9 protein-coding genes are annotated in these 16,361 nt (G+C 40.4%); 3 read left to right on the top strand and 6 right to left on the bottom strand.

The window, feature by feature from the left end; translation table 11 throughout:
* Window positions 1-66 precede the first annotated feature (66 nt).
* The 3 genes from I6F44_RS05215 to ttcA all read left to right on the top strand — a co-directional run bounded on the left by I6F44_RS05215 (window position 67) and on the right by ttcA (window position 2,919).
* Window positions 67-804 (top strand): FNR family transcription factor, encoded by a 738-nt coding sequence (locus tag I6F44_RS05215; RefSeq protein WP_007585636.1) that lies wholly within the window; start codon window positions 67-69, stop codon window positions 802-804.
* A 103-nt stretch (window positions 805-907) separates the two neighbouring features.
* On the top strand, window positions 908-1,834 hold the full coding sequence (gene uspE, locus I6F44_RS05210; protein ID WP_007585634.1) for a universal stress protein UspE: 927 nt from the start codon (window positions 908-910) through the stop codon (window positions 1,832-1,834).
* 170 nt (window positions 1,835-2,004) lie between these two features.
* Window positions 2,005-2,919, top strand: coding sequence for a tRNA 2-thiocytidine(32) synthetase TtcA (ttcA, locus tag I6F44_RS05205; protein ID WP_007585631.1), 915 nt, complete (start codon window positions 2,005-2,007; stop codon window positions 2,917-2,919).
* A gap of 68 nt (window positions 2,920-2,987) precedes the next feature.
* On the opposite strand, the gene I6F44_RS05200 is transcribed toward ttcA, so the two are convergent.
* The 6 genes from I6F44_RS05200 to recC form a co-directional block, all read right to left on the bottom strand.
* Entirely contained in the window at window positions 2,988-4,049 is a 1,062-nt protein-coding gene (locus I6F44_RS05200; protein ID WP_121954918.1) for a hypothetical protein, read from the bottom strand.
* Window positions 4,050-4,104: 55 nt separating this feature from the next.
* Window positions 4,105-5,175, bottom strand: coding sequence for a hypothetical protein (locus tag I6F44_RS05195; protein WP_121954917.1), 1,071 nt, complete (start codon window positions 5,173-5,175; stop codon window positions 4,105-4,107).
* 610 nt (window positions 5,176-5,785) lie between these two features.
* Window positions 5,786-7,111 carry a methyl-accepting chemotaxis protein gene (locus I6F44_RS05190; protein ID WP_007585625.1) on the bottom strand — a complete coding sequence of 442 codons (1,326 nt, stop codon included), beginning with the start codon at window positions 7,109-7,111 and terminating at the stop codon, window positions 5,786-5,788.
* Between the two features lie 193 nt (window positions 7,112-7,304).
* The gene (gene recD / locus I6F44_RS05185) at window positions 7,305-9,359 is read right to left on the bottom strand and encodes an exodeoxyribonuclease V subunit alpha (RefSeq protein WP_121954562.1); all 2,055 of its coding nucleotides are present in this window, start codon (window positions 9,357-9,359) and stop codon (window positions 7,305-7,307) included.
* Entirely contained in the window at window positions 9,356-12,934 is a 3,579-nt protein-coding gene (gene recB / locus I6F44_RS05180; protein WP_121954563.1) for an exodeoxyribonuclease V subunit beta, read from the bottom strand. The genes recD and recB overlap by 4 nt, the downstream gene beginning before the upstream one ends.
* On the bottom strand, window positions 12,921-16,220 hold the full coding sequence (gene recC / locus I6F44_RS05175; protein WP_121954564.1) for an exodeoxyribonuclease V subunit gamma: 3,300 nt from the start codon (window positions 16,218-16,220) through the stop codon (window positions 12,921-12,923). The genes recB and recC overlap by 14 nt, the downstream gene beginning before the upstream one ends.
* Window positions 16,221-16,361: the final 141 nt, after the last annotated feature.

The raw sequence follows: 16,361 nt of genomic DNA, 5'->3' as shown, positions 1-16,361 counted from the left end.
TCTATTCGCATTATTAACCTTTAAGGTTATTTTGCAGTCGTGTATAAAAATCAAACGGATTAAATTATGGATTTCTCTCAAAGTCGCGCTAAAGGTAATTGTGCTATTAGCTGTAATAACTGCAGTATTAGTCAATTGTGTTTGCCATTTTCACTCAATGGCCAAGAAATGGACAAGCTTGACGAAATTATTGAGCGAAAAAAACCACTCCATAAAGGCGACTATCTATTTGAATCAGGTGCACCTTTACAGGCTATTTATGCGGTTCGTTCTGGTTCATTTAAATCGTACACGTTATCGGAGCGAGGTGATGAGCAAATTACCGGCTTTCATTTAGCGGGCGACCTAGTTGGTTTTGACGCAATAAGTAAAATGACTCATCCCAGTTTTTCGCAAGCACTTGAAACGTCAATGGTGTGCGAAATCCCATTCGATACTCTTGATGAACTATCAGGAAAATTACCAAAGCTTCGCCAACAAATAATGCGCTTAATGAGCAGTGAAATTACATACGATCAAGAAATGCTGCTATTACTCAATAAAAAATCAGCAGAGGAACGCTTAGCTAGTTTTATTTATAACTTGTCGGAGCGTTTTGGTGAGCGTGGTTTTTCGCGTAAAGAATTTAGATTTACGATGACTCGCGGTGAAATTGGTAATTACTTAGGTCTAACAGTAGAAACCATTAGCCGTTTATTGAGTCGTTTTCAAAAAGCTGACTTAATTAAAGTAGAGGGTAAATTTATTACAATTTTAGATAATGATGCCTTGGCTAAAACAGCGGCGATAGTTAAGCCTCGCTAAATTAAATAGTTTGATTTAGAACAACAATTTATATGCTACCCCTTTATCTGTTTTATATTTACGTTACACTAAATGTACACCCGTTAGGTAAATGGAGTAGCATATGAACACTATTAAACGCATTATTGCGGTTATTGACCCCACCAAAGATGATCAACACGGTTTAGCACGTTCAATAGATTTAGCTAAAAAATCTGGCGCAAGTATTACCGCCTTTATGACGGTTTACGACTTCTCTTACGAAATGACAACTATGCTATCTGGCGATGAACGCGAAGCAATGCGCGATGCCGTACTAAAAGATCGCCAGCTATGGCTAAACGATTTAGTGTCCCCTTACAAAGATATAAATATTGAAACCCAAGTGGTTTGGCATAATCGTCCTTACGAAGCCATAATCGATACTGTAATTGATGAAAAGTACGATTTAGTAATTAAAGGCACACATCAACATGGTGCACTTAAATCAGTTATTTTTACCCCGACCGATTGGCACTTAGTACGCAAATGCCCAGCTCCGGTATTATTTGTAAAAGAAATGGCATGGCCAGCAAACGGTAATATTTTAGCTGCTGTAAATGCGGTTAGTGAAAACGAAGAACATGTAGCACTTAATAAACGCGTTATTAAAGACGCACAATATTTATGTGAACTTGCCAACGCAAAACTTAATTTAGTTAATGCCTACCCTGCAACTCCTATTAATATTGCCATCGAAATTCCTGAGTTTAACCCAGGACTTTATAACGAATCAGTTAAAAAGCATCATCATGAATCAACCAATGCACTTGCTGCAGAGTTTAATTTAAACCCAGAGCAATGTTTTATTGAAGAAGGCCTGCCAGAGGATGTAATCCCTGATGTAGCGAAGCGGTTAAATAGCGAATTAGTTGTTATTGGTACCGTAGGTCGCACGGGCTTAAGTGCCGCTCTTGTAGGTAATACAGCAGAGCATGTAATTGATAGCCTAGACTGTGATGTACTGGCACTCAAACCCGATGGTTACGTGAGCCCTATGGCAAAGGATTAATTTTAAGCCTTATGTACAAGTTATAAGCGAGTTATTTTTACGTGTTAATAAGGCATGTTTAAATCAATTTTAATTACATCCTAAACTCGCATATTCAGGTGGTTTGGGTATAATACGCCCCTTTATTTTTAGCAAATAACTTTGCTGTATTGTTTTACTAGGGGGCGTAATTGTCACACTCAGATCAAGCTAAAGCTCAATTTAACTTAAATAAGCTGCAAAAGCGTTTACGTCGCCAAACTGGTCAAGCCGTTATGGACTTCAATATGATTGAAGAGGGTGACCGTATAATGGTATGCCTTTCTGGCGGCAAAGATAGCTACACAATGCTTGAAATGCTTCAACATTTAAAACGTGTAGCACCTATAAAGTTTGATCTCGTTGTTGTAAATCTTGATCAAAAACAACCTGATTTTCCTGAGCATGTTTTACCCCAGTATCTTGATAAATTGAATGTTGAATACAAAATTGTAGAAGAAGATACTTACAGTATTGTTACCGATATTATCCCCGAAGGTAAAACAACGTGTTCACTTTGCTCACGCTTACGTCGTGGTATTTTATACCGCACAGCAAAAGAGCTAGGGGCTACTAAAATAGCCCTTGGTCATCACCGTGACGACATGATTGAAACATTGTTTTTAAATATGTTTTACGGCGGAAAGCTAAAAAGTATGCCGGCTAAATTAATGAGTGATAACGGCGAGCATATGGTTATTCGCCCACTTGCATACTGTAAAGAAAGCGACATAAGCCAATACGCATTTGTACAAGGTTACCCTATCATTCCGTGTAACCTATGTGGTTCGCAAGAAAACTTACAGCGTAAACATACAAAAACAATGCTCGCTAAATGGGATGCGGAGCACCCGGGTCGTATTGAAAGCATTTTTACAGCAATGCAAAACATAGTGCCTTCACATTTAGCTGACGCCGACTTGTTTGATTTTAAAAACTTACAAACAGGTGAAGTAATTGATGGTGGCGATATAGCCCTTGATAAACCAGATATTCCTAAAGTGCCTGTTGCTAATGAGCTTGATGAACAAGAAGCGCCAAGTGTAGTTACTATAAATCTAAGCTAACAAATTTAAGGAGGTTGTATTTATGTACAACCCTCTTAAATTTTCCAATTCAGCATTGCGTTCTATTTTTAACTCTCAGCTAAGCCTTGTAAAAATTCCAAACTTAACTTTTCTTGTGCATTAGCCTGATATGGTAATTGCTGCAAGCTATCGTACGAAAAATCGTTAATATCAAAATGACTTATTTCACTATTCCCAAAGCTGTTTCGCTCACCTGGGCTTGGCGACATTCTCTCAATAACAAAGTCGCTTAAGCGCATATCTGTAATGCCTTGTGGTAATACCGACCAGTGGGCTTTCAAATTAAGTGTTTGGCTTCCTTGTGCTAACCGCTCTTTAGATACTAAATGAGCAAGTGGTGTATCGCCACTGTATAAATTAGCCCTAACACGATACAAACCACTTTTTACTACCGCTATGTTAGCTGGCAAAATCATGTTTTCGTTTTGTGCATAAGCAGTTTCAAAACCTGTTAAAGTTGCACTAGGCGGCATATATTGAATTTGTGCAACTACGGGAACTTTTTTACCGGCAACATCACCCTCTACAAACACTTGTAAGCTACGAGGGTAATCTTCATCCTCTTTAAATGTAATAATTGCTTCACCGTCACGCGCATTGCCTGTATGGGTATTTAACACTTCTTTTGTATCTGTATTTGCAAGCTCAACGACCACTTTTCCAAGCCCTTGAGCGCTTATCTTTATTGTTATTTCTTCTGGGTATACAAAACGATATTGCTTAAGACTTAACGTTAAAGCATCGCCACTTTCATCAATAGGGCTCGATACCGGGTAGAATTGATTTGGCTTTAATCGGTCTTCATCTAATGGACTCAATGGCTGAGAATAAGGAGGAAATTTAAGTGCACTTTCATATTGCATAACCACTTGCTGCGCTGCTTTTGTTAAGTCTTCATTAAACGCGATTTGTTTTTTTGATTGTGTTTTTTTTGCTGTAGGTACATCTATAGGGATCACTTTTACTGGCGATAAATCAGCTACGCTCGCACTGTGTTTAACCTGAGGTTTTATTGGCTCAGCAACTTTATGAGCATCATTTTTACCTGTAAACCATAGCGAGAATAAAATAGTGCTAATAATTAAAGCAACGACATAAAATTTTTTCATTTTTATATTTCAATCTTTTATAAGGCGTATAGTTTTTAACTACACGCCTTGTATGTTATGGAATCACATTATAAATAAGTGCTGATGCGCTTAAATTATTTGAATCCTTAATATAACGATATTGTTTTTTCCAAAACCAACTACCTGTAGTTTTATCAAACGTATTAAAACCTACAGTGTCACCTTCCACATTTACGTTATTCATGGCTATTGTTACATTACCTTTTCGCTGCGCGTTATGTATTTCGTTATGGCTATAACTGTCACTCATCATCATTGGATAATGGTTTGGCATAAAGCTACTTACTGCATCACCTTGCGATTTTAAATGGCCATTTGTATCAATACTGCTGCTACAACTTCCAAACGAGCCAGCCGAACTGGCACCACATGAAGAGTGCGATGCAACAACCGAATCATCATTGCCTTTTAAAAAACCCCCCGTTAAACCCAAATATGCATTTCCATCTGCAACAAAGCGTAAACGAGGTGTACGTGCATCAGGAAATGGAGATATTTTACGTGCATTATTCACTTTTAAATCGTGTAATACACCAACGGCCTCGGTTACATCACTTCCTAGCCACCACTTGAGTGCTGCATCGACCGCAAAGTTCCATGATGCGCCAGTTAAAGCACTAACAGCTACGTCAGCCAGCTCACTTCCACCACCCGCGCCTGCTAAATCAAACGTAGCAACAATATTAAGCGGCTCTAAGCCTTCGTTTTCTAACCAGTTTTCTTGATTATCAATAATATGGCGTGCAACTAAGTCTCCTGTTGAATGTGTTACAAATACACAGCCATCACTGCATAAATTAGAGCGTGAAATTTGCTTTAGCTTTGGCCACACCCAATCGGTAGCAATTTTACCTTCAATACGTTCATAAGCAGGCCAATCAATTCGCTCATCTGCACGATTATTCCAGTACGATTGCCAATATGTTTCACCATCATTGATTATATCACTACCCGACTTATTTGTTATTTGCGAAGTTTGTAACCCATGAATTAATATAATTTTGTAGTCTTTACTCGCTGCAGAAAAGCTCATTAACATAGCTAACCCCGCACCAATTAGGTGGCTTGGCTTAATTAATTTGTGTGTGCGCTTTGTGTTGTTCATACAATTCCTTAATGTTGTGTACTTAATATTTTATTATCATTTAAGGTATTCATGTTGGTTTACATAAGCTTGTCAGCTTAGGTGTTCACTAGGGTCTGTTGCTCTTTGCGGATTAAAATTTGTTCAAACTAGAGGCTATTTAATCACGGCGCGAGATTTGTAACCTAGTGGGCTCGGTAACTGCTCCTGCGTTACTCTACTGGCTTACATCCATTTAAGAATAAGTAAAAACCGAGCAACAAAGAGTAAATAGCCTCTAGAAAGTACCCTTTGGGCAGCGTCTGTTTGGCATTAATGCTACGTTATCGCCTATTTATGGGGAACAACCACACTACTTAGGCTCTGCCTTGCCTAAATACCAAACAGACTGCTGCAAATTCAACCTTTAAAGATCAACAGACTCTAGTATTAGGAACAACGAACAAAAATGCAACAACTTATTATCATTTAGGGAAGAGAAGAAACTTATTTCATACTGATTAATGAGTTAATAGAGGTATAGTTGTTATATTTGAAATTATTAGATGGGTTTCAAGGGATATATTGAGGGTAGTAAGATTAAAGCGGATACCATTGAAAGTGCCCGCTTTAGAATAAGGACGAAGCTAATCTAACCGTTAGCTTTAAGTTCACTGGTAAATTGTCCAATCGCATTTACAACTTCTTGTGCACCTTGTTGGATCTCTTGCATCACTTCACCAGATTCTTTAGATAACGCCAAGCCTTGCTCTGCCTTCTCTTTACCTTTTTCTATTACAGCCACCGTATTTTGGGTTTGTGATTGGTTGCGCTGTACAACTTCTACAATTTCTTCTGTTGCTTTTGAGGTACGCGATGCAAGCAATCGAACCTCGTCTGCAACCACAGCAAAGCCTCGTCCCTGCTCGCCAGCTCTTGCCGCTTCAATTGCGGCATTTAATGCTAATAAATTTGTTTGCTCAGCAATACTACTAATGCTTTGTACAATACTTGATATTTGCTGCGACTGCTGATCAAGCGCTGAAATTTCATTTGCAGCTTGCTCCATGTTAATAGCCAGCTCAGTCATTACTGCGACTGTATCTTGTATAACGCTCGCGCCTTGCTCTGCTTTTTTATCAGTTTGGGTTGAGGTGCTATAAGCAATTTCGGCAGCTTGTGATATCGCAATTTCTTGATTTACTTGATCAGTGATAACAGTTGCAAACTTCATCACTTTATAAAGCTCATTCGCGTCATTTGAGATTGGGTTATATGACGCTTCTAGCCAAACAATGTTGCCATGTTTATCTACACGCTTAAAACGCTCAGCAATAAACTTACCTTCTCTTAATTTAGCCCAAAATTGCAGATACTCTTGGGAGTTATACTCTGAAGCCTCACAAAACGTACGGTGATGTTTACCTAGTATTTCACTTTCTTGATAACCCATTGCAGCTAAAAACTGATCATTTGCTTTTAAGACATGGCCCTCTAAATCAAATTCAATTACCGCCATAGAGCGATATATCGCTTTAATAGTATCGCTTTGCTCGCGAGAAGCCGTAATTGTTTTTGTAAGTACACTTCCGAATATAGAAAAATAGAGCAACTGATCTTGCTCCCCTTTTACTGGATGTACTATTAAACGTAACCATTCAGCTTTACCATCGCTGCGCATAACTTGCAATGCACCGCCCCAATGCCCTTCTTTTTTAATAGCTTGCTGTAGGCTTTTAAATTCTGAAGATTGACGAGACGAATCTGTAATAAAATCGTCAAAAGAATTATTAGTTAGATCATCTTCACTGTAGCCTAGGTTTTCTAAAAACTTATCATTGGCGTGCGAAATTCGGCCATCATAAAGAATGTTTAGTACTAACATCTCTCGGTAAAGCCCTTCCCATACTTGTTGTAATGGGTAAAGTTCAGCTTTTAGAGAAGCTATTTCGTTTTGTTTATTTTTAGAAAAAAACATTAATATCCCTACTAATACATTCGATATGAAATGAAATTAATTTTATTATAGAAGATATCATTTATAACGCGATAAATAATAAGAGCTTTAATTACTAGATTCAGAAAGTTTTAAAATAGCCAATACATAAACACTGGTATCTACAAATATGTGGATACATCAATAAAATAACTTCTATGTCCCAGCAGAACCTTTAATTCTCAAACTTTAATCTTTCATACAATCCAGACGCTCTCGATACGCTTTTATTCATTGCTAATTGCAGTACTTTTTCGTCAGCCACCAGCTCAAACTTATTTTTAGCGCGGGTTATTCCCGTATACACTAATTGCCTGTTAATACCCATGCGCGCTTGTTTTAGCGGTGGCAGTACCATGGCTGTGTAGCTAAACTCTGAACCTTGTGATTTATGAATAGTCATTACATAGACTTTATCGTGCGCAGGGAGTCGTGCTGGCGAAAATGCTCGTTGATTACCTTGCTCATCAATAAATATGGCTTTGAGCTGATTACTTTCATCGGGCATTAAAATACCAATATCACCGTTAAATAACTTAAGTTGATAATCGTTTTGGCTCACCATAATAGGCATACCCGTATAGTGGTGAGTATTAGGACTTACGGTAATTAAACCTTGCTGTTGCAACACACGCTCTATTCGTTGATTTAAGCTATGAACGCCGTAATCGCCCTCTCGCACTGCAGCTAAAAGCTGATAACTTGCAAAAGCAGCATGCACCTTTGCAACACCTGCCCCTTGGGCTATTAAGTTAAGATACTTTGCATAATGACTTGCTGCACTTTTAACGAGCTTTTCAATCGGTTTTGCTACAAAGTCGTAATCTAAAATTACATCGTTAAAACGCCCTTCAGTACTTTCTTGCTCTACGTAATTTAAAATACCGGTGTTATTGGTGTTTACCGCAAGTGCGAGTTGACCAATACCGCTTTGTGCGTCAAATCGATAACTGTGCTGTAAAAAGGCAATGCAATCTGCAAGTTTAAATTCACTCACGCTTTGCGATACGAGTTTAGGTTTATTATTAAAACATAAACTATTTAGCTCATCACAACGTGCTTGCGAGTAGCGTGGCGTTTGCCCAAGTGTTAAACCTTGGCATAAATCGCTCATTACACTGCCGGTATCTACCGAGGCAAGCTGATCTTTGTCACCTAGGAGTATTAATCGCGCGTGCGCAGGAAGTGCTTCTATTAATTTAGCCATCAGCGATAAATCGACCATACTGGCTTCATCAATAATTAGCACATCTAAATGCAGCGGATTGCTTTTGTTATGCCTAAATTTATTAGTAAACGGTTTTACGCCCAATAAGCGATGAATAGTTTGAGCGTTTTGTGGTATCAGCGTTTTAATATTATCAGGAATAATTGTTAGTTTATTTTTAGCACCTAAGACTGACTCACTCAAGCGTGCAGCGGCTTTACCTGTAGGGGCCACAAGTTTAATGCTAAGCGGGGCGGTTTTATAAAGTGACTGTAAAATAGCCAACAACTTAGTCACTGTAGTGGTTTTACCTGTGCCAGGCCCACCCGTGATCACACTAAAGCCTTTGGTGGCGGCAATCGCACACGCCACTTTTTGCCAATCAGTTTCAATTGTTGAATCAGCAGGAAAATAGGTATTTAAAAGTTCAGCCAATACTTCATTATTAATATTGAGCTTTCGCTCGCTCATGCTTAGTAATCTATCTGCGAGTGTTTGCTCATAACCTGCAAGGCGCGCAAAATAAAGTCTCTCGTTAAACAGCTGCAGTGGTTTACTTGCGCCTACGCTTTCATGGTTTTGTAAGTAACTGAGCGCTGTTTGTACATTAAAGTCATCACTAAACGGGCTTAGCGTACTGGGTACATTACCATCGAGTTTATTAAAGTCACTTTTGCGCAAGTTAAAAGGATTGCTCCAATCAACTTCATTTAAGGTTAGGCAGCTATGCTGGCTTTGCTGCGATAAGCACAGCAATAAAATAATATAAAACAGTTCATTGTGAGTTTGCTCAATGTCATTAGCACACAGTAATTCAGCGAGCTTCACATCAACTACACGCAGTCGATTTTGCGCTAATAAATACTCAAGTAACGGGACTTCGGTAATCGTATTATTTAACACAATGTCCTCTAATGGGGCATCTTGTGCTACATTTTTTGAAGTAAGAGGCTCTGCAGCTTCATTATTAAGTGTCTCGTCAATATCGTCAAACAATCCAGGTTGCTCATTTAAATCGCTCATAGCATAGCTCCTTGGCTAAATAAGCCATCTAAAATAGTTACTTGCTCTACAGTTAGCTTTTTAAAGTACACGCCTTGCCCTGCCGGCATTCCACGTAAAAACGTGTAATACACGCCGCCTAAATGGGTTTCTATTGAGTAATCAGCTATACGTTGTTTTAATAAACGATGCAGTGCTACGGTGTAAATTAAATACTGTAAATGATACTGATGACTGCTCATCGCTTGCTCAAGCATATCGCCTTCGTAATCAGCTGGCGTACTGCCTAAATAATTAGACTTATAATCTAAAATATAATACTTGCCTTGGTAGCAAAATATTAAATCGACAAAGCCTTTTAACAAGCCCTTTACGTGCGAAAATTCAAGCTTACTTTGCGTAAAGCCAAAATGTTTAACCAGCATTTCGTTGAGCTTTGGTGCACTTAAGCTCTCAAGTGGTAAATTAAACTCCATTTCGACTAGGCAGTCATTGGGTGTAAGCACACCTAATGAAAGAAGGCTGTTTTCTAGAGAGCTTTTATCTAGGGGGCACGCAATAACATCAAGCACCCACTTTTCAGCCACTTCTCGCCATTGCTCACCTATGTGATACTTTTCAAGGCTGCGCTTAACTACCTCAGATAAGTTTTGCTCGGTATTAGTTGGGTGAACTATTGGGCTAATAAAATCTATTTGTTCAAATATTTCGTGCAAACAGCTACCCGGCTTTGGCCCTTTAGGAAAACTATAAGGTGATGGCAGTTCGTCCTCTTGCACTGCAAACTCGTCTTTTTCGTGATCTTCATCACTTCGCCCTGGGGCTAATTGGTCGCTATGCTTTTTAAAGCTTAACGCACTAAAGCTGGTTGCTCGCCAGTTACGCTCAATATTTGCCGTTACTTTATTAACACTTAACGTTTGCTGCGCAATTTTGCTATTACTAAAACAAAGCGTGCCCTGCTCTAATAATGTTTGTGAGGTAAATTGCTGATAGCTCATCGCGCTATTAGCGTCGCAAAACTCACTTAAATGCGTGCGCCATGTTTGGCTACTGGCAAGTTCAAGCCCTGCAAATAAAACATGCCCCAGTGCACTACTTTGCATAGCCAAGCGGCTACTTTGTCCTTGCCCAATGTTATAAACACCAAGCGCACAAAAATGTACGGCGCGAGTAAGTGCTACATAAAGCAGGCGTAAATCTTCAGCTAGGCGTTCTTGTTCTGCTTTTTGAAGGGCATCTTCGTCTTTACTTAAATCGTAAACTAGCTTGCCATTATTATGATAAAGCGCTTCTTTTGTTTCGCGATAGCCACTGGCAAACGGCATAAATACCAGTGGGTATTCAAGCCCTTTTGAGGCATGCATAGTGACAATTTTAACTAAATTGGCGTCACTTTCTAGGCGCACTTGTACTGTTTCGCCATCTTGTTGGCTTACCTTTTGTGCAAACCATCGCAGCAAACGCAGCGTGCCTTCAAGCTCTATTTGTTTTTGCTGAAGTATTTCGCCCAAGTGCCTAAAGTCCGTCAGCCAACGCTCAACGTTATATCCCAACCCTTGCCATTTAGCGCTAAGCTGGTTATGGCTCATTAAGCGCTCAAGCATGGCCATAGCGCCTTGCTTGTTCCAAATGTGGCTAAGTTGTGCAAAAAAGTTTAAATGCTCTTGCCATTTATTTTCATCATCGGCTAGTGCATGTATTTCGTTATAACTTAAACAAAATAATGGACCAGCTAAAACACCGCGCAGCAATGACTCGTCATATTGACCATGCAGCGCCGTTAAAAAGTTAAGTAGGTGATGGCTAAGCTCTTGACTAAAAACACTTTCGCGCGATAAATACACGCTGGCTATTTTGGCTTCGCTAAGCGCTTTTTTCATTATTTGTGCTTCAACACGGTCGCGCACTAATATACAAATATCGGCAGCGCTTACAGGGTTACTGCCAATGCACGCGTCCCCCTGTTTAGCTTTTTCAAGCAGGGTCACTATTTTATTAGCAAAGTGAGTGGCTAAATGCGCTTGCCCTACACCTTTGTTAGTTGGTTTGTTCTTTTCATCGGCGGCTTCATCTACAAATACATTAAATTCGAATGCGGTAGCGGGTTTGCCATCAATTAAAAAAGAGTCATCCGCTTTTTTGCCTTTAGCAGCTACTGCGTTAAAGGGTATAGCGTCGTTATAAATAAAGCTGTTAGCGTGTTTGCCAAATAAACTATTAACGCTATTTACTATATCGGTGCTTGAGCGAAAGTTAGTACCCAGCGTAAATTGCTGATCAATCTGCACTGCCTCTTTTGCGCCAATATACGTAAAAATATCCGCGCCCCTAAAGCCATAAATAGCCTGTTTGGGGTCGCCTATCATGGCAAGCGTGGTATTTTGTTGCCCATAAATTTTACTAAAAATACCGTACTGAATCGGATCGGTATCTTGGAATTCATCAATCATGGCAACCGGAAACAACTGCGCAATTTTTTGCGCCAGTACGTCGCCTTGCTCGTTATTAAGCGCACTGTGTAAATTGGTCAGTAAGTCATCTGGGGTGATCACGCTTTGCTCTTGCTTGCGCTTAACTATTGCAGCTTTTACCCAGCGTGCTGCATGTTGTATAACTGCTATTTTAAGCCCTTGGTTTATGGTGTTATTAAGGGCGGCAAGCTCGTCAAATTGACTCAGTAATGGATGCACAAATAATGGCTGATTCTTTTTATAATTGCCTGCATCGCTTAGGTTTTCTGTACTCCACACTTCAAACGAATACTTGCTAGTGCCAAATTCAAAAAACAAATCGCCGCCTAAACAAAATGTCTCAAGCGCACTAAGGCTGCCTTTTCGTGCTGGCGTTTTAGACCCGCTTAAACCCGAGCCTTTAATAGCACCTATAAACTCTTGCTCTAATACCGCTTTTTTAAATGCGGGTACACAGGTTATGTACTCGTCGCGGGCTTTCCACACATCGTCTAATTTTATTTGTGGTGTAATGTGCGCATTGGCTTTATTTAAAATGCTCGCCACTTGAGCGAATAAAGCCTCTGGTGCGGCAAATACATCTAAAATAGCATCGGTGCGCTCTTTGTTAAGTGGGTATACAAACGCACGCCAAAAATCTTTAATAGTTTCGAGCAGTATGTCGCGCTCATCTAAAATAAATTCGAGATTAAATGCCACACCCGACTCAAACGCATGTTGTTTTAGCATCCGCTGACAAAAGCCATGAATGGTAAAAATAGCGGCTTCGTCCATTGATTTAGCAGCTGCATCGAGCAAATCAAACGCGCGGTGTTTATCATCAATTTTGGCAATTACGCCTTCAATGAGTTCGTCATTTGGGTCTTGCCCAAGCAGTGCGTCGCGTGCAGCAATGATTCGGCTGCGTACGCGGTCTTTAATTTCTTGGGTGGCGGCGTCGGTAAAGGTTACAACCAAAATTTGCTCAACACTGAGCTGCGTATTTAACTCACCTTCTATTTGCATACCTAGTAAGTAACGTAAATACAGCCCCGTAATTGTATAGGTTTTGCCGGTACCCGCACTGGCTTCTATTAAACTTTGACCAATGAGCGGCATAGTAAGAGGATTAAGCGCTTGCATGGTCACTCTCCTTTGCGTGTTCAAATAAAGGCGTGAGCAATTTATCACTCCATTTTATAAATTCTTCTTGGCAGTCATTTAGCGATTGCACCGTTAAGCGAATATACGGGTTTTCGCCCTCGCCTCGCCCTATGTATTGCGGGCTAAATTTGCTCATTGCTTTTGTTATATCGCCGCCGCTTTTAACGTATTCATAACCACTTACCGGAAAAAACGGCACAGGCTCTGCGCGCAGCGCTTTGTATAACTCAAACCAATCGGCTAATAGTGCATCCGCATCGGCTTTGTTTATGGGCGCAAAGGTAATTTGCTTATCAAGCCCAAGTAACAATGTTTCTACTTGTTGATCCATACTTTGCGCTGCAAGGTGATAAATAAAGCCTTTAATTAAATCTTTCGCTTTAATACTGGCGCTGCGATAAAACACTTGTTTTTGCAAATAAACATGATTTAGCCAGCCCTCTATTTTGGTGCCTTCAATGGTAAGCAAAACTTCTATCGGCTCACTTTTCCCGCCTTTAATGTGCTCTTTTACTTGCCCTGCAAGCGCATCAACTCGGTGCTCCATACTCTCAAATATGAGGCTGCCTACATTGGCTTGAGGTAACTCACCTCGCTGCAGTATTTGCTCTGTACTCAGCGGTTGCTCGTTTATATTGGCTTTAAGTATTTCATCAAGGTAAAAATAACGGCGCAGTGCATCTAGGCTAAATGGTTCTTCGTCTTTTGCTACTTCGTTAAATTGTGGCAGGCGTAAACCTAATGTTTGCTGATAAAAGCTCTCTTGTGCGCTGCACACACTTCTAATAAACACATCGAGATCTTGCTGCTCTGGCACAGTCACATCAAGTGCAATAACTGGCTCTGGTTTAATTGACTCACTTGGCAGCCAAATTGGGTTGTAACTGTGGTTACTCAGCACAGTATTAGCTTGCTCATCGGCTAAATAGTAATGGCTATTAAAGGGCTGTAAATGCTGCTGATTGATTAGACATGCGGGCAGCGTTTTTTCACTCTTTTCGTTTAATACAAAACTACGGCCAATATATTCTAACAGCTCACTTACAAGCGTTGATGGCATGCGCGGTTGGTTATCAAAACACGAGCGACCAATGTAACTCATGTATAAGTTGTCGCGGGCACTCAGTAGCGCTTCTAAAAATAAGTAGCGATCATCTAATTTACGTGATCGGTCACCTTTTTGCTTTTTAGAATAGGGCACTAAGTCAAAACCAATGGGTTGTACGTTACGCGGGTAGTCAGCATCGTTTAAGCCCAGCATGCATACCACTTTAAATGGTACGGCGCGCATGGGCATAAGCGTACAAAAGTTTACTTGCCCGACCAAAAATCGCTGCCCTACGCCTTTTTCTTGAATGCCTTGTTTAATTAAATAACTAACAATACGCTGCGAAACCGCTTTACTGTAATCGCCGTTGTCGTGGTGTTTTTGTATTTCTTCGAGCACGTTTTGAAGTACTAATAAATCCCAACTGTCATCGCTTTCACTTTCGTATATGGCGTTTAACAGCTCGCTTAAAATATGCGCTTTATTGGTGAGCGTATCATCGGGCGTTAGCTGCTCTTTAAAGCTTTGCAGTACATCAATAAAGTGCACGAGCTTATTGAGTGTATCGAGCGCCATGCCTTCTACTTCGTCAGCGCTGTAAATACCGTTAAACGGGCATTGTTCGTCGCGCATAGCAATACCAAGCAGTAAACGGTTAAGCCCATGTTGCCAGGTATTTAAATCGATAGCGGGTAAATCAAAGCTGCTTTTATGCGCTGCGTTTATACCCCATTTAACCCCAACACGTTCAAGCCAGTATTGAATTTGCTCGTATTCGTGCGCTTCAAGCCCAAATTTTTCGGCTATTTGCGTAACTTGTAATAAATCGAGAATATCCGACACACCAAAGCGCGAAAACGGTAAGTTAGCTAAACTCGCAAATGAGCTAAGGACAGGCTTTTCTTGCTCTATGGCTAAATCGGCCAATGCGTAAGGAATAAAGCGGCTGCCTTGTGCCCCGCCAAATACGGCTTCAATGTAAGGGCTGTAAGTGCCTACATCGGGCATCATGACAATTATGTCTTTGGGGGTAAGCGCTGGGTTTTGATTAAATAAGTTAAGTAAGTAGTCGTGCAAGCGCTCAACTTCCCTTAGCGGTGTATGGCAATCGCTGAGCGTAATACTGGTGTCGGTTGCGCTGATTGGTAACTTACCTTCGTCGTTTATAAACCACTCTTTGTTATCTGTCAGCGATTCGCCTTTAAACGCAAGCTGATAAATCTCGCTTTGTACTTGCCCTAGTAAGGTGTCGTCAAACACATCAATAAAACCATCAATCCAACGGGCATCTAACTGTACAAGTTGTTCAAAATAGTCGCGACCTAATTTACCCCACGACGATAACAACGGATTACCAATAAAGTAGTATTCTTCATCTGGATTGGTTTGTTTTTTTTGTTGTGCTTCCACCAGCGGCATTTTGGCGTATTTAGCGCTTATTTTAGCTGCTGTTTTTTCATCTATAATATCGCCCCAGTAATGCTCACTTGGGTTAAAAAAGAATAATATAACCTCGGTTTTTTTACTCAGCGCTTCAAATACGTCTAGCTGGGAACTGGCAATCGCCGATATACCAAATAAGCTAATGCGTTGTGGCAGTAAGCTATTATCCATGGTTTCAAGTGCTGCAAGTAACTGCCCTTGCATATTAGCGCGATGAAATTGGCTTTGCCCAAGCTCTTGGCTTAGTTTTACAATGCGTCGCCATAAGTCAGGTTGCCATGGGGCAATGGCTACATCTACGTCATCAAGGTCATCTTTGCCGCTATCCCATGTGGCTATCCAGTGCGGTCGGTACATTAAATATTGGTCGTACACATCGGCTATTTTTTCGCACAGCGCAAAGGTTTTTTGCCCGTCGATATCGCCCTCTAAATAAGTTTTTAGCGGCAAATATAATGGCTCGTCAATACAGGTTGGTAAAATTGCGAACAGCTTCCAAGCAAGGTTGGGCTTATTAAATGCCGACTCTTTAGGGACATTTGGCAGTAATTGCTGATACAACTGCCAAATAAAGCTCGACGGCAGCGGAAAATCTACCTGCGCCGCAACCCCTAAGTTTTCGCTCAAACCTATTTTTAACCACTGCGACATACCCGGCGATTGCACTAGCACTACTTCTTTGTCGAACGGGCTTTGCAATGGGTTTACTTTTAACAGCTGGTGGAACTGCGCTTGCAGGGCTTCCATCCGGTTTGATTGAATAATATTTAGCATATAACACTGACCTTGCTTGAGATAAAACCAGTGTAAGATATTTTCAATATTAGGGGTAGCGCAAACGGGTAATTGGCTTTAATAAATCAGAGAGTTAAGAACTAACTTACAGATTTTATACGCACAGCATCTATTTTATAT

It is taken from the genome of Pseudoalteromonas sp. NZS11_1, assembly GCF_015864275.1.
Classification (GTDB): domain Bacteria; phylum Pseudomonadota; class Gammaproteobacteria; order Enterobacterales; family Alteromonadaceae; genus Pseudoalteromonas; species Pseudoalteromonas arctica.
The sequence above is the reverse complement of the archived record's forward strand: the minus strand, read 5'-3'. Positions and strand labels throughout refer to the sequence as shown.